Origin of the sequence: Flavobacterium sp. UBA4197 (assembly GCF_002379575.1) — a bacterium.
GTDB classification, from domain to species: Bacteria; Bacteroidota; Bacteroidia; order Flavobacteriales; family Flavobacteriaceae; genus Flavobacterium; species Flavobacterium inviolabile.
In genome coordinates this window covers 83757-100955 of record NZ_DFUB01000033.1, presented here as the reverse complement: position 1 = coordinate 100955, position 17199 = coordinate 83757, and the positions used below count along the sequence as shown (strand labels likewise).

Sequence of the window (17199 nt, the reverse complement as noted above, 5' to 3'; positions counted from 1 at the left end):
TGCAGCACATCAGGAAACGCTAATCCCTTTGTTGTATTTGTTCCGGTATTCTATCGGGGTCAATCCGGTAATTTTTTTAAAAATGGTACGGAATCCTTTGGTATCCGTATAGCCAATATCATACATTACTTCGGTTACATTTCTCCGGTTGGTTTCAAAACTGCGTTTGGCAAATTCTATTTTTACCCGGTTGATATATTCCAGAACCGAATTGTTGGTTGCTTTTTTAAAGCGTCTTTCAAAGCTTCTCCGTCCCAATGCGACTAAATTAGCCAGTTCTTCAATAGTTATTTTTTCCTGTGTATTCGCCTCAATAAAAAGCTGTGCCTGTTTTACCGCTTCGTCATTGTGGTTTTTCTGTCCCTGAAACATCGCAAATGCCGACTGGCTCTCGCGGTCAATATCTACCGCAAAATATTTTGAAGCCAGAATGGCCGTAGCCCGGTCGGTATATTTTTCTACTAAATGAAGTAACAGATTCCAGTAGGAATTTGCACCGCCACTGGAATAGATCCGGGATTCTTCCGTTAAAATACTGCCGTCGACCACCTCAACATCAGGATACATTTCCCGAAATTCATTTTGAAATCCCCAATGTGTCGAGCATTTTTTTCCGTCTAACAAACCGGTAGCGGCCAGTAAAAAAGCGCCTACGCAAAGGGAAGCCACTTCTGCTCCGTTTGCATACTGTTCTTTTATCCAGGGCACAACTTTTTCATTGGCTTCCACAGCCGTTTTCATATCCCCGAAAAGCGCCGGAATTACGATTAAGTCCGTTTTCCCGACGTCCTCCAGCAACTGGGTGGTATTGACCGTATAAAGGCCGTTATTGAGTGTTATCGTCTTTTTTAAACCGACCAGCTGTACATTAAACAAAGGCTGCCGACCTGATGCCGTCATGAATTGGTTTACTGCCGAAAATAAATACTGCGGATCTGCTATTGCCTGCAAAACAGCGGTTTCCGGAACTAAAATACTAACGTTTTTCATTGTAACAGGATTTATGCTGTAACAAATATAGCCTACATTTTGTCGCAAATGCCCTTTTAGTTGTCATTTTTACACAGTTTCATTTTGCCCGTTTCTGCGGAACTTTGTAATGTTATTAATCCCTTAAAAAATAAAAAAATGGCAACCGTATCTATTTACCTGAATTTTGAAGGCACTACAGAAGAGGCCTTTACCTTTTACAAATCTGTTTTTAAAACCGAATTTAACGGCGGCATTATGTATAACAAAGATATACCTGCCCATGAAGGAATGCCGCCTTTACCGGATGATGAGCTTAACAAAGTAATGCATGTTTCCCTGCCTGTTTTAGGAGGAATCAACATTATGGGTACAGACATGTTAGCCTCTATGGGGCATCAATTAATTGTAGGGAACAACACCACGATCAATCTGGAACCGGACAGCCGGGCAGAAACGGAACGATTGTTTAATGCCCTATCCGAAGGTGCTACCGATATCATGCCTTTGCAGGATATGTTCTGGGGCGCTTACTGGGGTTGCTGCCTGGATCGTTTTGGCATTCGCTGGATGTTTAATCACACACCGCAACAATAAAAAACAATATGGCACAGCTTCATCCCTATCTTACTTTTAACGGCAATTGCAATGAAGCCATGTCCTTTTACCGGGAATGTCTGGGTGGAAAATTAATGCTCCAGCGCATTAACGATGCTCCTTTATCGGAAAAAATGCCCGAAAAAATGCGCCAGTGCATTTTACAGGCGGTTTTAATTACCAAAACCTTTGTTTTAATGGGTACTGATATCGTGACTGAAAACGGGCTGAATAAAGGCAATTCGGTTTCTTTAGCCCTGCATTGCAGCAGTGAGGAAGAGATCCGGCATTATGCTGAAAAACTCGCCGCCGGAGGGCATATCCACCAGCCTTTAGCACAAAACGACCGGGAGGTAATGATCAGCGATATTACCGATCCGTTCGGCAATCACTGGCTTCTCTATTTTGACAAAAAACAAATTCTTTAAAAACACAACTATGGCACAATTACTTTATCCTTGTTTATGGTTTGATGGTCAGGCCAAAGCAGCAGCCGCTTATTATTGTTCCGTTTTTCCCAATTCTGAAATAACCAGTGAAAACCCGATGGTTGTCCGGTTTGAGCTGAACGGCTTTCCGTTTATGGGACTCAACGGAGGTCCGCAATATGAGTTCTCTCCTGCCAATTCCTATGTTCTGGAATGCGATACCCAGGAAGAAATTGATTACTATTGGGAAAAACTGGGAGCCGGCGGCGTTTACAATCAATGTGGATGGCTGAACGATCAGTTTGGTGTTTCCTGGCAAATCGTGCCGGCTGTTTTAGCACAGCTGATGGCTGATCCGGAAAAAGCTCCGAGAGTTATTGCTGCATTTATGCAGATGACAAAATTTGATATTGAGAAATTACAAACCGCTTAAACCATTTACTATGAATTCATCAAAAACAAACCGAATCCTTTTCTGGTCGGCAACAATTTTAATCTTCCTGTTCGAAGGCGTAATGCCGGCACTAACGTCACAAACAGCACTGGCAAAAGAAGGTATCCGGCATTTGGGTTATCCGGAATATTTTGGCAATGCCTTAGTGGCTTTTAAGATCCTGGGCGTTATCATACTTATCCTTCCAAAAGCACCGAAACGCCTGAAAGAATGGGCCTACGCCGGTTTTACATTTGATTTTCTATTTGCCTCCATCAGTCATTTTGCCGTAGACGGATTGCATTTTGAGACCTTTTTCCCATTAATCGTTTTAGCCGTTTTAATGGTATCCTATATTTTCTATCATAAGAGCAGCACTGTTATAAACCTTAAAAATAATTAACGATGTCCTTTCAAGCGTATTTAGACAATATCCGGGCGAAAACCGGCAAAACGACTGCCGATTTTCAGGCAATAGCCGAAGAAAAAGGATTTACCGAAAACGGGCAGATCAAAAAAGAGATAAAGGCAACACAAATTACAGACTGGCTTAAAGACGAATATGGCTTAGGTCATGGCCATGCTATGGCTGTCTATGCTTTTCTTAAAGGGAAAAGAGAATAAAACTATTATGGATTGATTCTTACGGAAAAAGCAGCGATAATCAGACCTACTGGCATTTATTCAGCCAGCTTACTATTTTACCAATACCGCTTTCAAGTTTAAATCCGGCATTTGGATTGCTTTCGTTCAGGGAACTTAAAACTTTCCGGGCATAGTCATTCAGTAAAATTTCGATTGCTGTTAGTTCATATCCCTGTTTAAAGTATAATTGTATTTGAGGTTGTTTCCCGGCATGTATCACAACAGCGGCATATCCGATTACTTCTTTGTTATATTCGGCTAAGGCTATAGGCAATCCAAAATCTTCCGTAAGCAGCAATCTGCTATTTTGAGGTGTCGTATTCGTATCCGAAAAATTGGTGTGTTTTTCTGTGTAAAGGGATTGAATGTGGTGTAAATCGGACAGGTACACCCGCCTGATTTTTGTTTTTTCTATTATATCGTTTTGTGTATTCATGCCATTTTTATGAATATAAAAGTCTTTATAACTCTAATGCCCAGTTTTTGTATATGCTGTATGCCGGCAACAGTACTCCGGTACAACCGATAAAAACCGGCAGTACATCAAACCTTACAGCATATACGAAATAGAGGAATATTACTGTTTGTCGTTTAACAATAATTCCATCTGGATATTAGCTCTTTTATAGGGTGTTGGACGTCCCGATATTTTCTGAAAGCCCATTTTATAATACAGGTTGATCGCCGGTTTTAGAATGGTATTGCTTTCCAGGAATATTTTTGATGCACCCAATTTTTCAGCTTCCTTAATAATGGCCTGCCCCAATAGCCATCCAATATTTTTCCCCTGAGCTTTGGGCGATACTGCCATTTTTGCCATTTCAAAATCATAATCCGGATCCTCCATTTTGATTAAGGCACAAACGCCTAATGGTTCACCGTCGTATAGCGCGACAACAATTTTCCCGCCTTTGTTTAGTATATATTCCTCCGGATTGTCCAATGCCTTATAATCGGCTTCTTCCATTTCAAAATAGGAGGAAATCCATTCTTCGTTAAGCGCTCTAAAAGCCGATTGGTATTGTGGCGCATATTCCACGACCTGCACCTTTTGGCTTTCGCGTAATTTTTTTTGCTCCTGTACTCTTTTAAAGATCGATTTTTGTTCCAGTAAAAATTCCCATTCTGCAAGCGCTTCCCAAAGGTTGTGTGTGGCTTCCGCAATAACACCGTCAATCGCAGCATCAATATCGGCCGATTGTACGTTTATTATTTTGTAGGCTACTTCTTTGCCTTTTTCGGTTAATCCTGCTAAATTCCTGCGTTTGTCTTCCGATTTCAGATTGTCCATCACCAAGCCGGCTTTTGCCATCTCCTTAATGATCTTTGTAACAGACGGCTGCGAATGCCCGATTTGTTCCGCTATTTCGGTAATGGTTCTTTCCCCGTCTTCCGACAAAATAAATAATACGGGAAACCACTTTGGCGAAAAGTCCACATCATACATCTCGTAAATTTTTGCGGCATCTTCGGTTACTTTTGCCGTTAGCAAACGTAGTCTGCTGCCCAACGCCATTTTTCCTGTTCTGTTAAATAATTCCATACTGTATTTTTTAATTTGCTTTTTATGTTTTTCCCCTTCCGTTTCTGTCCGGGAGATGCTTTGTTATAATATAACTGGGTCAAGGTTCTGCTATCTCTATTGATAGATTAAATTATTACAACCTCAACTATATATTTACTTATATAACCAGTTATGCAAATGTAAATAAAAAATTGAAATGTCCAAATAATGCAATTAAATTTGAAACAAAAGATCGTACTAAGGTATCTGTTTTTGAGTTTTTAAAGATCTTGAGTACCGTTTTGTGAAAGACCAATTTAGGTATAGCTCAATACCAGAAATCCAGCCCTGTTAAATACGGCTGAATTTTAAATGGCACTGATCTCAAAGGAACTTTTTCTATAAGTCAGAATCTGTTATGCTTCTAATTATCTTCGCCGGATTTCCACCCACTATGGTATTTGAAGGTACATTTTTCAGAACTACAGATCCGGCAGCTATGATGGAGTTATCTCCGATTTCAACACCACCAACTATAGCCACGTGTCCGCCTATCCATACATTATTTCCTATTATAATCGGACGGGCATTTCCCGACTTGTGTCTGTCTATAGGATGAATATTATGACCGGCTGTGTATATTCCCACGTTAGGAGCGATAAGGCAATTGTCGCCGATCCGTACTTCGGCCATATCCAGAATCGTACAGTTAAATCCGGCATAAAAGTTTTTACCTACATGGATATTGTATCCCAGATCGCAATGAAAATTATGTTCAATAGTAATTCCTTCTCCAACGGAGCCTAATAATTCCGTAAGTATCGATTTCTTTAATGTATCATTATCGTAATCGGCCGTGTTAAAACTCTGGATTAATTTGCCGGCTCTTTTAAAATCAGCTGATAGTGATTGATCACCTCTTATATATTCAACTTTATCTTTCATTTTATCTGGAATTATTTTCTGCAAAGGTAAAATTTTGTATTTAATAAACTTTTCAGGATCAGGTTACGTTGTGGAAAAGGCGAACCATCATTCAATTTAGTTGAATAAAAACAAATTTGGACACCTAACGTAAATTCCCTTTCACAGTAATGAGATTAAAAAGTATTCCTGGTTGATGGCTGAGCTTCTTAATGATGATTGTATCGACCGGATAAAAACGCTAAATAAATCCGGATTGATAAATGGGAACACCTCATAAAAAGGATGAGGTATTTTTGTTTTTAACATAGATGGCTTTAATCAAGGTAAGGGATGAATAATTGTATAAATTTGCATGGTTGTAATCTCTGTTGATTATGTTTAGACACTTAGGTAAAAACCGGACTTATTCCCATAATCTGAAATTAGCATCCATGCTATCTATTGTAGCAGGGATTGTGAATGTAACCGGAGTGATGTCAATCAAAGTACTTACTACCAATGTAACAGGTCATTTTGCTTATTTTTCAGAAGAAGTCGTGCTCCAAAATTATCCAACAGCTACTATTTTTCTATTATACATCCTGTTTTTTCTTTTGGGAGCTTTTTGTACGGGTGTACTTATTGAAATGTTTATGAGAAAGAATTTAGCCGTTTCTTATCTTATTCCAATGTTTATTGAGATGATAATCTTATTATTGGTATCGTTATTGGGATTTGATTTTTGGAGTTCACATGTTATAGCCTGCCTGCTGTTGTTTGCTATGGGACTTCAAAACGCACTTGTTACCAAGGTGTCACATTCTGTGGTAAGAACAACACATCTGACCGGTCTGTTTACCGACTTGGGGATTGAACTATCGCAATTGATCTTTTATCGGTCGGATATGTTCAGCTATAAGAAGATCAGGCAAAGTATCAACCTGAAGCTGATCATTATTTTTTGCTTCTTTTCGGGATGTCTTCTGGGTGGTGTATTGTATCACACCTTAGCACTGAAAACTTTGCTGATAGCGGTTTTGGTACTTCTGGCAGCATTATATTATGACTACGTGATATTAAGGTATTACCACTTAAAAAGAAAGTTTAAACACTAACAATTGAGATAAAATATTTACTAATTTTTAATACAGAGAAATGATTATGTCTGAAGAAATGAAAGATTGCCCGCAATGTGGATCAGCTTATGGCTATTACCTGAATGATGAGCTATATGCCTGTCCAGAGTGCAGCCATGAGTGGAACCCAATAGCATTAGCAGAAGAAGGTAAGTTGGTTGTAAAAGATTCCAACGGGAACATTTTACAGGATGGCGATTCGGTGATCGTAATAAAAAACTTGCCGGTTAAAGGAGCTTCCGGGCCGGTCAAAGCGGGAACCAAGGTAAAGAACATTAGACTTGTGGACGGCGATCATAATATTGACTGCAAGATCGATGGTTTTGGAGCCATGGGACTAAAGTCTGAATTTGTTAGAAAAGCGTAGTAACAATATTACAATAGAACAGCCAGTATATTTATGATAAACTGACAATGCTGATTCATCAATTTAATATTGAAGGTTGTGCTTATATAAAAAGGCAAGATATATTTTCTTGCCTTTTTATAGTTTTAGCTTTTACTGTTTTCTTCTGGCGATCAGCCTATTTTTAAGCTTTATTCTTCTTTAAGTTTTCTTCTGCCTGTTTTTTCCGATTTTTATGCTCTGCATGAAATTACAATATACGGTAACCCATTCCACAAAACTACTTTTTCAGGGTAAGTAGTTACAGATACCGGAGTTTCATTTCTTCCATGTCCAGATACATCAAATGCTTGCGGATGATCTCTTCATTCAGTGTTGCTTCTGCCCTGTTCTTGTCATGCAGCCATTCCCGTTGCCGGTTAATGATATCCATATATACTGCCTTGCATTTTTCCGACATTTGATCATTATCGGCAATCAGGCTGTTATGTTCCCATTTAAGTGCCATTTGCTGCAGTACCGGCTCCGTGTTGAGCTGTTCGTTATAATTGGTTCGCAAATGCAAAAGCGCATGTTCTGCTAATTGCCTTTTGATCTGGTGTTCAATCTCCTCTTCCGGCAGGTGCTGGTCCGGATCCGGCATGTTGATTTTCCGGATGAGATACGGCAAGGTCAGTCCCTGAACCAGTAACGTTAGCAGTATTACCACAAAGGTGATAAACAGGATCAGGTTACGCTGTGGAAAAGGTGAACCGTCGTCCAGTTTTAGCGGAATCGACAAAGCAGCTGCCAGCGAAACCACTCCGCGCATTCCCGTCCAGCCTATCAGCAGCGGCACTTTATACCCCGGACTTCGCCTGTCGGCCACGGTAATAAAATTACGGGCAATAAGCGTTACCACAACTGCACCATAGGACGCTATAATCCGGCCTACGATCAGCACCACGGTGATCAATACACCATACCCCACAGCTGTTGCAATACTCACGCCTTCCAATCCGGCGGTAATCTCCGGCAAATCCAGTCCGATCAGGATAAACACCAGTCCGTTTAATATAAAACAAAAACTTTCCCACACATTAACGCCTCTTAGCCGTGAAGTGCCGCTAAGAAACAAATGCCGGTTATTCGACAACAGTAAACCACCGCTCACAACTGCCAATACTCCCGAACTATGCACTTCCTCTGCCGCAAGATACATGATATACGGCGCTACCATCGTTAGCACTATATCCATATTCGCATCCGTTGGCAGATATTTATGGGCTTTCATAAAAATCCATCCGGTAAGCAATCCTACACCCAGTCCGCCAATTACCATCCATCCGAAACTCAGGGCTGCTTCGTGCCAGACAAACTGACCGGTCGCCACGGCAACCATTGCAAAACGGAAAATAATTAAGGAGGACGCATCGTTTAGCAGACTTTCGCCTTCCAATATTGACGATACCCGGCGCGGTACTTTTACAAACTTCAAAATGGCTCCGGCACTAACGGCATCGGGCGGTGATACAATTCCGCCCAGTAAAAAGCCCAAGGCCAGCGAAAAGCCGGGTATAAAATAATTAGCGACTAAAGCCACCGAAATAGCCGTCAGAAACACCACCACAAAAGCAAAGCTGACAATAATTCTGCGCCAGCGCCACATTTCTTTCCAGGAAACCGTCCAGGCAGCTTCATATAATAACGGTGGTAAAAAGATAAAGAAAATCAGCTCCGGATTGATATGCAAAGCCGGTATGCCGGGAATAAAACTAATCGCCAGTCCCGCCACTACCAACAGCACCGGATAGGCAATCTTTACTTTATTGGCCAGCATAATGAGCAGTACAATCGCTACAAGCAAACTCAGGTAAAATGGTAAATGCGCTATCATGGGAATCAGGTGTTAGGTAATATAAAGATAAAAATTGTAGTTATTCTCCGGGCATTTTTTTATAGCACAAGCCATAGCCCCGCAAAAGTTAAATAGTCCAAATATATTTGCTTTTTGCTTTTTTGCTCCTTGCCTTTTGCTCCTTGCTTTTTGCTTTTTGTCTTTTGCTTTTTGTCTATTTGCCTCTTCACATCCCGCTACTCCCCCTCAAAAGCCCCTTTCATATCTTCAAATGCCCAGGCGGCCATTGCGCTGATAATCGGCTGTAAAGCATGTCCGGAATTGGTTAACCGATACGTTACAAAAGGCGGAACCACCGGTCTTGCTTCCCGGATGATCAGTTTATCGGCTTCAAGCTGTTTTAAATGCTGAATCAGCATTTTTTCAGTGATCGCCGGAATGGCGCGCTTCAGTTCACTATATCTTTTATCGCCGGAAGTAAGATGATAGAGGATAATCGGTTTCCAGTAACCGCCTATTCTTTCCATTACATAAGTTACCGGACATTCCGCCAGGGCAAAACGCTTGTTTTCCTGTATGGTCGATGATTCTTTAATTGCTGTCATAATACATACTTTAGGGTAAGTACTTGTATAAAAGTAAGTACAAAGATACCTTTGTATGACAAATAAAAAAACAAAATATCATGAAAATTATAATTGCAGGTTCTCTTGGAAATATCGGTAAACCCTTAACCCAAAAACTGGTTGGCGAAGGCCATACCGTAACGGTTATCACCAGCAGCGCAAACAGACAGGCGGAAATAGAAAACTTAGGAGCAAAAGCAGCCGTAGGTTCCGTTAGTGATGCCGCTTTTTTACAGCAGGCTTTTCACGGTGCCGATGCCGTTTTTTCGATGACACCTCCCAATATGGGTGGGAGCAACATCATTACAAACACGGTAAACGCCGGTAAAGCATTGGCTGCAGCCATAAAAGAATCGGGCGTAAAACGCGTAGTGATGCTGAGCAGTATTGGTGCCGATTTACCGGACGGAAACGGGCCGATCCAATCGCTATATCATATTGAGCAGCTGTTTAACGAACTGGATGCAGTAGCGATTACCTATCTGCGTGCCGGATATTTCTACACCAATTTTTACAATGATGTGCCGATGATTAAAGGCATGAACATTATGGGCGGTAACATGGAAGCCAATACGACTTTACCACTGGTACATCCAACGGATATTGCGGTGGCTGCGGCAGAAGCTTTACAGCAGGAATCTACCGGTAAAAACATCCGTTATGTTGTAAGCGATGTAACAACTCCGGCGCAATTAGCCGCTACACTGGGAGCAGCCATAGCCAAACCGGCATTACCCTGGGTAACGTTTACTGACGAACAGGCACTGGAAGGTATGCAACAGACCGGAGTACCGAAAGAAATTGCGGAAGTGTATACCGAAATGGGTGCCGGATTGCGAAACGGAGCGATCCAGCATGACTTTATCCAACAGGGCAGCGTAACAACCGGAGCCATAAAACCGGAAGATTTCGCAAAAGAATTTGCTTCAAAATTCTAATTTCCGATTCCCGTTAAACAAAAAAGGAAAGCCTGTGACTTTCCTTTTTTTATTTATAATGTCCCGTCCTTTTAGTTTTTTAATGATGCCATATCAATCACAAAACGGTAACGCACATCGCTTTTCAGCATACGCTCATAAGCTTCGTTAATATCCTGCATTTTGATGATCTCAATATCCGAAACGATATTGTGCTCTCCGCAGAAATCCAGTAATTCCTGAGTTTCAGCGATGCCGCCAATAACAGAGCCGGCAACCGATTTTCTGCCTAAAATCATCGGAACGGTGTTCAGCATCGGGTTAAGATCCCCTAAATAACCTACCAATACGATTGTACCGTTAATGTTTAAAGTTGGGATATAATGGTTTACATCATGTACATAAGGAACGGTATCGATAATTAAGTCGAATTTACCGCCTACCTCAGCCATTTGTGACTCACTTGTTGAAATGATTACCTGATCGGCGCCCAGTTCCAAAGCGTCTTTTTCTTTTTCCGGAGAACGGGAAAACAATGTTACATGAGCCCCAAGTCCTTTTGCCAATTTGATAGCCATGTGTCCCAGTCCGCCTAATCCCACTACGGCCACTTTACTGTCCTTTCCTACTTTCCAGTGTTTTAATGGCGACCAGGTGGTAATTCCGGCGCATAATAACGGTGCTGCCGCAGCCAGATCCAGGTTTTTAGGCACTTTTAATACAAAATGCTGGTCGACTACCACTTTTTCGGAATAACCGCCAAAAGTCTGCTGGTTCAGATGTTTGTCTTTACCGTTGTAGGTACCTGTGAATCCCGGAATACAGTATTGTTCCAGATCATTTTTACATTGCTCGCATTCTCTGCAGGAATCGACCAAACAACCAACCGCAGCGATATCGCCTACTTTAAATTTGGTTACTCCGCTACCTACACTGCTCACTCTACCTACAATTTCATGTCCCGGAACAGCCGGATAAATCGTACCGCCCCAGTCGTTGCGTGCCGTGTGCAGATCGGAATGGCAAACGCCGCAATACAGGATTTCGATTTCCACATCATTAGCCGTTACGGTTCTGCGGTCGATACTTAGTTGTGCTATTGCTGCATCGGGAGCCTGTGTCCCGTATGCTTTTACGGTGAATTTTTCCATTGTTTTTCTGTTTATTGCTTGTTGTTTTCTATAGAATTATTGTATGCTGTTGTATTCTTCATCGGTTACCGGTTCCAGCCAGACCACATTTTCATCCCCTTTATAACTGGTAATGGCAATATGGGTAAAATGACTGCCGGATGCCGCTCCGTGCCAGTGCTCAACATTTGCCGGAATATTAACTGTATCGCCTTTTGCAATAGCAATTGCCGGTTTCCCTTTTTCCTGATAAAAACCGTTTCCTTCGGTTACCAGTAATACCTGCCCGGCAGGATGCGTGTGCCAGTTGGTTCTGGCAGCCGGTTCAAACTGTACATTGGCAATGGAATAGTTTACATCACCTCCTTTTTGGATTAATATTTTAACCCGGGTGGTACCCGAAAAATAAGCGGCAGAACCTCTTTCTCCTGTTGGAAAAATAGCCTTTTCATTAGTGCTGTTGGCATTCATATTGATATTTTTTGAAGGGTTACAGGATGGTAAAAAGGATACAAAGGCGGCGAAAAGTACAAACCGGATAAATTATTTTTGCATACATGTTATTTTAGTGATTCTACCTGTTGTCCGCTTCTTTGGGACCCGCTGAAAAATTGGTTTGAAACCAATCTCCGTATCGCGTTCCTTTTAACATCGGTACAAAATTCTTACCTATTTGCCAATCTTTTGTTATACCGATTACAGTATTGCATACCAATATTACTGATTGCGGTTTACCACTAAAAAACCTATCCTTAAATGTACTAATTTTGATTTGTTTAAAATGGTAAAGTGATGGACAAAGTTTTAAGATTGGATCATGTAGGCGATTATAATAAACTTTTAGGACAGGAAACACTGCATCCGTTAGTCAGCGTGATTGATCTGTCTAAATCGGAACCGCGCCCGCATCAAAGGATGAATTTCGGTTTTTATACCATTTACTTAAAAGACATCCATTGCGGCGATATGCGCTACGGCTGTAATTATTATGACTACCAGGAAGGAACGCTGGTTTTTTTAGGTCCCGGACAGGTTATCGGTATTGAAAATAACGGTCAGCATTACCAGCCGCAGGGCTATGCGCTGACGTTTCATCCGGATCTGATTCACGGCACTTCACTGGGCCGCAATATCAACGATTATACCTTTTTTTCGTATGAAGTATTTGAAGCGCTTCATTTATCGGAAACGGAGCGAAAAGTGATTGTGGACTGCCTATCTAAAATCCAGTTTGAACTGGAACATGCCATTGACAAACACAGCAAAAAACTGATCGTCAGCAATATTGAACTGTTCCTGAATTACTGCGTTCGTTTTTATGACCGCCAATTCGTAACCCGTGACCATGTTCATAAAGGATTACTGGAACGTTTTGAAAATCTGCTTCACGATTATTTCCAATCCGATAAACCGCAGCGACTGGGTTTACCGTCTGTAGCCTATTGTGCGGCACAACTGCATCTATCTGCCAATTATTTTGGTGACCTGATCAAAAAGGAAACCGGTAAATCGGCTCAGGAGTATATTCAGCTAAAACTGATGGATCTGGCAAAAGAAAAGATCTTTGATACCAACAAATCTGTAAGTGAGATCGCCTATGAACTGGGTTTTAAATATCCGCAGCATTTTAGCCGGTTGTTTAAAAAACGTATGGGGTATTCGCCTAATGAATACCGGGTGATGAATAACTAACGGATTACCAATAGAAAAAATGCAATTATTTTAAACATGGCCTTCCCGATTTTTCAGCTCACTTAATTCTATTTTTTTATACAGCTGTAAATTTCAATTAAGCAATAAGAATCTTATTCGTAACCTTTTTTATATACAAGAGCTACTTATTGATTCCTTTTATTTTTCATCTTTATATAAATTACAATAAACTGAGAAATAATTATCAATACAGGCATAACATATAAGTTTATATAAAGCATATATACTATACACAACAGTATCATAATTAAGGGTATAATTAACCAAATATGTTTCATCACATCAACAATTGATTTACGAAATTGTTTATTATTTTATACTGAAACAAATATTTAGCTACGCAAATCTACTCATGGTAAAAAAAATCACTTTGATGCATCAGAAATAATGAAACCGGCTATCAAAATACCTTTCAAGTATCCGGAAATCTTTTCTTAAATGCCCATATTTGATAATCAACATTGGGTAAACCAATTGTTGTTCTTATGGAATCGAGTTTTTTAGGATATGCTAACCCCGGTTGTATAATTGTTCCGTAAATTGATTTTTTCTTTTCTAAATAAGTTCTATCCACTATTATGGCATACTCTTCCGGTGCTAATTTTCCATTAACCATATTGTCATACAACATTTTTAAGTATTTCTTCTTAAAACTGTCTTTTTGATGCATAAATATTATCATAAAATTAACCGGTACTTCTTCAAAGCTTCCCGTACTTCCTATTAACTGATAATCAGGATATCCATATTTAGCAATTATCTCTTTTATTTCTTTTTTATGCTTTTTCTGGTAAAACCTCATTGTTACATAATCCAATTCAGGCACTCTGGCCGCTTCATCTTCCTTAAACATTCTTTCTATTCTATTTCGTAAAACCGGGTCAAATTGTTTAAAATATTCTTTCCTTAGATTTCTTTTTTCTTCAATCGTTAACAGATTATATTTTATAAGTACTTTCCCAATACTATCTCTTTTAGGATGCGTAATTCCTATTCCGCCAAATTTAGAATACCCTTTTCTTATTTTTGTTTCAATATTATCGGTATTACCCGTTAATACCGAGCATGCTATATAAGTAGAATATTCATTGATATTTTCAGTCTCATGCGGCTCGTACTTTTGAAACAAACTATCTAAAATATTATAGCTTTTCTGGAAATTATTAGTCAGAAACAAACTGTCTGCCTTATATACCTGTGAATAATAAGGAATGTAATTTACATCCGAAGCATTGTTCGTTTTGTTTATTAAGGTTTTACAGGATAACAGCGTTACAATAAAACCAACTATAAATAATTTTTTATTTTTTAAAGAGAAAAACATACTATTACCATTTAGAATATTTTATTGTTACATTTTAATATTTTAAGGAAAATTGCACCCAACATAGTTAAATAGGACAATTTGCTCTATTTTTTTCATTATTATCAATACGTAAATAACAAAAATGCGTGTTATGTAATACTGAAACAAATATTTAACTACGCAAATCTACTCATGGTAAAAAAAACGTACTATTAAAGCGTAAAAAAGCCTGACTTTAAATAGTCTGGCTTTTTTACCGGTATAAATTTTACCTAAATAATCCTTATTTTAACTACGCATCAGAATTATATATTTAATTTTAATTCATAACCTTATCCTATTACAAACACCCCTTTGAACCTTGAAAAAACTATTCCCGATTTTATTCTTGATACTTCTGACGGGTTGTTTACAGACAACCATTCTTAAAAACGGCTATTCACAAGCTCCGGTTAATCCTAAAGTATTTCAGAATAAAGCCAGTTTTGACAAATCGATACTGGCGCAAATTGACACCACCGTAATCTATGAAGAGTTCCTTCCGGTTTATTACAACGGCAGTGTACAACAACAAAATATCTTAGCGCGAAACAATCATAACAACCGCAATACAATTTATGGCGTTTACCGGTTTTACGGAAACGGCAATTACAACCTGTTTCATTTGGACAGAAACGACTCGATACTGACCCAAAACATGTTCGATCCTGCTTATACCGGGTGGAGAGGAGTCCTTTATCTAAAAAAGGCAAAATTACCGGAGATTTGATTACCCAAACCGGACAGCTTGGCTGGCAAATTGGAAAACAGACACAGGAATTCACTGTTCATGGTGATACACTTTATGTTACCGCAAAAAACCGCTACCGCTATGTTTATATCAAAAGATCCATAAACCCGGAACTTTTAAAACAGCATTCCAATTGGTAAACGGCTAATTTCCTACTTCCGTTCATTTATTAAAAATCATCCGCTATAGCATAAATATAGCCTACACCGGTCTCCCCATTGCTCTTTTTATAGCTGGCCAGGATCCGTTTATAACCGCTTCCCTCAAAATCATCAAGGTATTTCCGGTTGGCAACCAGTTCGTCTGAAAAAAGAACATAGGCTTCAATTTCATTTTGTTCTCCGGCATCAGCATGCCGGAAGCCATAATATCCCATTTCGGCTCCCCAGCCTTTGTTTTCCAGCTTCCCTTTTACTGTTGCCTGCTGCCATTCTCCCCGGATGTGCTCCATAATATGATGATTCGGCTTTCCCGGAGCAAGAGTACCGTAAATAATCAGGTAATTTTCGGGTTTGAATTTCTTAAAAAATGCTTTTTCAGTTTCCGTTAAATCAAAACTTTCCAAACGGTTTACCATAATGTCCGGCACCCGGCTGTTCTTATTTAAACCGGTTATAATTTCTGCTATATTCATTGTTTTACTATTCATTTTCAACACTTTTATTCTATATTATACCACTATTCCGATATTGCATGCGGTATGCTTTTTTGCAGCAGCATTATTAAAATAATATTGAGCATGGCAAACCCGCATAGTATGTTTAAAAATACCGTCGTATTAAAATTCTGTATGATAAAACCGCCTATAAAAGGAGTAATGGCCTGAGCAATTAACGGTAGCCGGGCTAATTTACCCATAATTACGGCATAATTATCCTGTCCGTAAAGCCACAAAGGCAATGTTCCTCTTAAAATAGAGCGCATTCCGTTTCCCATTCCAAAAAAGATAACGCCCAGGAAAGCTACTTCCTGACCTAAGAAAAAGAGCAGTAATCCCAGTAAAATGGCTATTGCAGACATCACTGCCGTTTTTATGGGCGCTTTTTCAGACAGGATCAGATCCAATATCCAGACACCTACCTGACTTGGCCCCAATAGTGCAGCCAGACTTATTGCTTTGACCATACTGATATTGTTATCTCGTAAAATAGCAATCAGGTGAATGGATATTCCGGTCATTAATACAGCACCAATTGTAAAGTTTGCCAGCAATAAGTAAAAAGCGCCAGAACGGAATATCGCATTGGTCTTCCCTCCTGTAAGGTCCGGCGGAGATATTGTTTTTCCCGTAACTGCGTCCGCTTTAAAAACAAAACGATGTATCGGATATATTGCGATAATGAGCAGCACCGCATATATAAAACAGGTGTTCCGCCAGCCAAACCGGCTTAGAAGCAGGGAAACAAGCGGCCAGGAAACAGTGGGCGCAAATCCGGAAATAAGGGTAATCTGTAAGATTGATTTACCCGCTTCTTTGCCTTTCTTTTTGCCCAATGTTGCAAATAATGCGTCATACAAGCCCATTCCCATGGCAATTCCCACCACAATCCAACCGAACAAAAACAAGATAACATGTTCCGACAAACCGATAACAATCAGCCCTACTCCCATCACAATACCCGAATACAACAAGACTGTATTAGTACTGTTTTGGTTAATTATCCTGCCAATTCCCGGCGATAACAATCCTGAAACCAATAAGGCCAGCGACAAAGAACCGTAAACAAACTGATGCGACCAGCCTGTTTCTTCCATGATCGGCGCTGCCAGAATTGCCAAAATAAAAAAAGAACCACCCCACAATAAGATTTGAGCGACACCTAATACCATGTTTTTGAGTAATGGCTGCTTTTCGATTTCCTGCATATTCTTGATCATTCTGAATAATTTCTACAAACTTCTTAAGATTTTATATA

General features: G+C 39.8%; 22 protein-coding genes. 11 read left to right on the top strand and 11 right to left on the bottom strand.

Annotated features, from left to right (window positions below; genetic code table 11):
• Positions 1-9: 9 nt before the first annotated feature.
• The gene (locus B3394_RS17135; protein WP_273244728.1) at positions 10-990 is read right to left on the bottom strand and encodes a GlxA family transcriptional regulator; all 981 of its coding nucleotides are present in this window, start codon (positions 988-990) and stop codon (positions 10-12) included.
• A 138-nt stretch (positions 991-1128) separates the two neighbouring features.
• Here B3394_RS17135 and B3394_RS17130 point away from each other — a divergent pair, with 138 nt between their 5' ends.
• Genes B3394_RS17130 through B3394_RS17110 form a run of 5 tightly spaced genes read left to right on the top strand, consistent with a single transcriptional unit; the run spans position 1129 to position 3051 of the window.
• Positions 1129-1566 (top strand): VOC family protein, encoded by a 438-nt coding sequence (locus tag B3394_RS17130; RefSeq protein WP_177733905.1) that lies wholly within the window; start codon positions 1129-1131, stop codon positions 1564-1566.
• An 8-nt stretch (positions 1567-1574) separates the two neighbouring features.
• Entirely contained in the window at positions 1575-1994 is a 420-nt protein-coding gene (locus B3394_RS17125; protein ID WP_286927629.1) for a VOC family protein, read from the top strand.
• A gap of 10 nt (positions 1995-2004) precedes the next feature.
• Positions 2005-2427, top strand: a complete 423-nt coding sequence (locus B3394_RS17120) for a VOC family protein (RefSeq protein WP_273244724.1) — start codon at positions 2005-2007, stop codon at positions 2425-2427.
• A 10-nt stretch (positions 2428-2437) separates the two neighbouring features.
• Positions 2438-2830: a DoxX family protein gene (locus B3394_RS17115; protein WP_286927628.1), complete on the top strand. Its 393-nt coding sequence runs from the start codon at positions 2438-2440 to the stop codon at positions 2828-2830.
• 2 nt (positions 2831-2832) lie between these two features.
• Positions 2833-3051, top strand: coding sequence for a DUF4287 domain-containing protein (locus B3394_RS17110; protein WP_286927627.1), 219 nt, complete (start codon positions 2833-2835; stop codon positions 3049-3051).
• A 46-nt stretch (positions 3052-3097) separates the two neighbouring features.
• On the opposite strand, the gene B3394_RS17105 is transcribed toward B3394_RS17110, so the two are convergent.
• The 3 genes from B3394_RS17105 to B3394_RS17095 form a co-directional block, all read right to left on the bottom strand.
• Entirely contained in the window at positions 3098-3508 is a 411-nt protein-coding gene (locus B3394_RS17105; protein ID WP_286927626.1) for a hypothetical protein, read from the bottom strand.
• 141 nt (positions 3509-3649) lie between these two features.
• Positions 3650-4615: a bifunctional helix-turn-helix transcriptional regulator/GNAT family N-acetyltransferase gene (locus tag B3394_RS17100; protein ID WP_273244716.1), complete on the bottom strand. Its 966-nt coding sequence runs from the start codon at positions 4613-4615 to the stop codon at positions 3650-3652.
• Between the two features lie 360 nt (positions 4616-4975).
• A complete protein-coding gene (locus B3394_RS17095) occupies positions 4976-5521 on the bottom strand; it encodes a sugar O-acetyltransferase (RefSeq protein ID WP_286927625.1) in 546 nt (181 codons plus the stop codon).
• Positions 5522-5877: 356 nt separating this feature from the next.
• On the opposite strand from B3394_RS17095, the gene B3394_RS17090 reads away from it, so the two are divergent.
• Positions 5878-6597, top strand: a complete 720-nt coding sequence (locus B3394_RS17090; protein ID WP_286927624.1) for a YoaK family protein — start codon at positions 5878-5880, stop codon at positions 6595-6597.
• 46 nt (positions 6598-6643) lie between these two features.
• On the top strand, positions 6644-6985 hold the full coding sequence (locus B3394_RS17085; protein WP_177733886.1) for a zinc ribbon domain-containing protein YjdM: 342 nt from the start codon (positions 6644-6646) through the stop codon (positions 6983-6985).
• Positions 6986-7265: 280 nt separating this feature from the next.
• On the opposite strand, the gene B3394_RS17080 is transcribed toward B3394_RS17085, so the two are convergent.
• Positions 7266-8840 carry a Na+/H+ antiporter gene (locus B3394_RS17080; RefSeq protein ID WP_177733884.1) on the bottom strand — a complete coding sequence of 525 codons (1575 nt, stop codon included), beginning with the start codon at positions 8838-8840 and terminating at the stop codon, positions 7266-7268.
• 197 nt (positions 8841-9037) lie between these two features.
• Positions 9038-9406 carry a winged helix-turn-helix transcriptional regulator gene (locus B3394_RS17075; RefSeq protein ID WP_177733882.1) on the bottom strand — a complete coding sequence of 123 codons (369 nt, stop codon included), beginning with the start codon at positions 9404-9406 and terminating at the stop codon, positions 9038-9040.
• Between the two features lie 80 nt (positions 9407-9486).
• Here B3394_RS17075 and B3394_RS17070 point away from each other — a divergent pair, with 80 nt between their 5' ends.
• The gene (locus tag B3394_RS17070) at positions 9487-10365 is read left to right on the top strand and encodes an NAD(P)H-binding protein (RefSeq protein WP_286927623.1); all 879 of its coding nucleotides are present in this window, start codon (positions 9487-9489) and stop codon (positions 10363-10365) included.
• Between the two features lie 71 nt (positions 10366-10436).
• On the opposite strand, the gene B3394_RS17065 is transcribed toward B3394_RS17070, so the two are convergent.
• Both B3394_RS17065 and B3394_RS17060 read right to left on the bottom strand, forming a co-directional pair.
• Complete coding sequence (locus B3394_RS17065; protein WP_286927622.1) at positions 10437-11495, bottom strand: NAD(P)-dependent alcohol dehydrogenase; 1059 nt, start codon at positions 11493-11495, stop codon at positions 10437-10439.
• Positions 11496-11531: 36 nt separating this feature from the next.
• The gene (locus B3394_RS17060; RefSeq protein WP_286927621.1) at positions 11532-11945 is read right to left on the bottom strand and encodes a (R)-mandelonitrile lyase; all 414 of its coding nucleotides are present in this window, start codon (positions 11943-11945) and stop codon (positions 11532-11534) included.
• A gap of 321 nt (positions 11946-12266) precedes the next feature.
• On the opposite strand from B3394_RS17060, the gene B3394_RS17055 reads away from it, so the two are divergent.
• Positions 12267-13166 carry a helix-turn-helix domain-containing protein gene (locus B3394_RS17055; RefSeq protein WP_177733877.1) on the top strand — a complete coding sequence of 300 codons (900 nt, stop codon included), beginning with the start codon at positions 12267-12269 and terminating at the stop codon, positions 13164-13166.
• A gap of 433 nt (positions 13167-13599) precedes the next feature.
• Here B3394_RS17055 and B3394_RS17050 read toward each other — a convergent pair whose 3' ends face one another.
• Positions 13600-14511: a hypothetical protein gene (locus B3394_RS17050; protein WP_286927620.1), complete on the bottom strand. Its 912-nt coding sequence runs from the start codon at positions 14509-14511 to the stop codon at positions 13600-13602.
• Positions 14512-14854: 343 nt separating this feature from the next.
• On the opposite strand from B3394_RS17050, the gene B3394_RS17045 reads away from it, so the two are divergent.
• Both B3394_RS17045 and B3394_RS17040 read left to right on the top strand, forming a co-directional pair.
• A complete protein-coding gene (locus tag B3394_RS17045) occupies positions 14855-15262 on the top strand; it encodes a hypothetical protein (RefSeq protein WP_286927619.1) in 408 nt (135 codons plus the stop codon).
• On the top strand, positions 15259-15423 hold the full coding sequence (locus B3394_RS17040) for a hypothetical protein (protein ID WP_286927618.1): 165 nt from the start codon (positions 15259-15261) through the stop codon (positions 15421-15423). Before B3394_RS17045 ends, B3394_RS17040 begins: the two co-directional genes overlap by 4 nt.
• A gap of 29 nt (positions 15424-15452) precedes the next feature.
• Here B3394_RS17040 and B3394_RS17035 read toward each other — a convergent pair whose 3' ends face one another.
• Both B3394_RS17035 and B3394_RS17030 read right to left on the bottom strand, forming a co-directional pair.
• Positions 15453-15932, bottom strand: coding sequence for a gamma-glutamylcyclotransferase family protein (locus B3394_RS17035; protein ID WP_286927617.1), 480 nt, complete (start codon positions 15930-15932; stop codon positions 15453-15455).
• A gap of 29 nt (positions 15933-15961) precedes the next feature.
• Positions 15962-17161, bottom strand: a complete 1200-nt coding sequence (locus B3394_RS17030) for an MFS transporter (RefSeq protein WP_286927616.1) — start codon at positions 17159-17161, stop codon at positions 15962-15964.
• Positions 17162-17199 lie beyond the last annotated feature (38 nt).

Bases quoted from the DNA above. Each gene is read 5' to 3' on its own strand.
- B3394_RS17125 (WP_286927629.1), top strand. From the start codon at position 1,575: ATGGCACAGCTTCATCCCTATCTTACTTTTAACGGCAATTGCAATGAA.
- B3394_RS17120 (WP_273244724.1), top strand. From the start codon at position 2,005: ATGGCACAATTACTTTATCCTTGTTTATGGTTTGATGGTCAGGCCAAA.
- B3394_RS17085 (WP_177733886.1), top strand. From the start codon at position 6,644: ATGTCTGAAGAAATGAAAGATTGCCCGCAATGTGGATCAGCTTATGGC.
- B3394_RS17105 (WP_286927626.1), bottom strand. From the start codon at position 3,508: ATGAATACACAAAACGATATAATAGAAAAAACAAAAATCAGGCGGGTG.
- B3394_RS17060 (WP_286927621.1), bottom strand. From the start codon at position 11,945: ATGAATGCCAACAGCACTAATGAAAAGGCTATTTTTCCAACAGGAGAA.
- B3394_RS17115 (WP_286927628.1), top strand. From the start codon at position 2,438: ATGAATTCATCAAAAACAAACCGAATCCTTTTCTGGTCGGCAACAATT.
- B3394_RS17110 (WP_286927627.1), top strand. From the start codon at position 2,833: ATGTCCTTTCAAGCGTATTTAGACAATATCCGGGCGAAAACCGGCAAA.
- B3394_RS17100 (WP_273244716.1), bottom strand. From the start codon at position 4,615: ATGGAATTATTTAACAGAACAGGAAAAATGGCGTTGGGCAGCAGACTA.
- B3394_RS17035 (WP_286927617.1), bottom strand. From the start codon at position 15,932: ATGAATAGTAAAACAATGAATATAGCAGAAATTATAACCGGTTTAAAT.
- B3394_RS17065 (WP_286927622.1), bottom strand. From the start codon at position 11,495: ATGGAAAAATTCACCGTAAAAGCATACGGGACACAGGCTCCCGATGCA.
- B3394_RS17080 (WP_177733884.1), bottom strand. From the start codon at position 8,840: ATGATAGCGCATTTACCATTTTACCTGAGTTTGCTTGTAGCGATTGTA.
- B3394_RS17095 (WP_286927625.1), bottom strand. From the start codon at position 5,521: ATGAAAGATAAAGTTGAATATATAAGAGGTGATCAATCACTATCAGCT.
- B3394_RS17075 (WP_177733882.1), bottom strand. From the start codon at position 9,406: ATGACAGCAATTAAAGAATCATCGACCATACAGGAAAACAAGCGTTTT.
- B3394_RS17130 (WP_177733905.1), top strand. From the start codon at position 1,129: ATGGCAACCGTATCTATTTACCTGAATTTTGAAGGCACTACAGAAGAG.
- B3394_RS17030 (WP_286927616.1), bottom strand. From the start codon at position 17,161: ATGATCAAGAATATGCAGGAAATCGAAAAGCAGCCATTACTCAAAAAC.
- B3394_RS17090 (WP_286927624.1), top strand. From the start codon at position 5,878: ATGTTTAGACACTTAGGTAAAAACCGGACTTATTCCCATAATCTGAAA.
- B3394_RS17070 (WP_286927623.1), top strand. From the start codon at position 9,487: ATGAAAATTATAATTGCAGGTTCTCTTGGAAATATCGGTAAACCCTTA.
- B3394_RS17135 (WP_273244728.1), bottom strand. From the start codon at position 990: ATGAAAAACGTTAGTATTTTAGTTCCGGAAACCGCTGTTTTGCAGGCA.
- B3394_RS17055 (WP_177733877.1), top strand. From the start codon at position 12,267: ATGGACAAAGTTTTAAGATTGGATCATGTAGGCGATTATAATAAACTT.
- B3394_RS17050 (WP_286927620.1), bottom strand. From the start codon at position 14,511: ATGTTTTTCTCTTTAAAAAATAAAAAATTATTTATAGTTGGTTTTATT.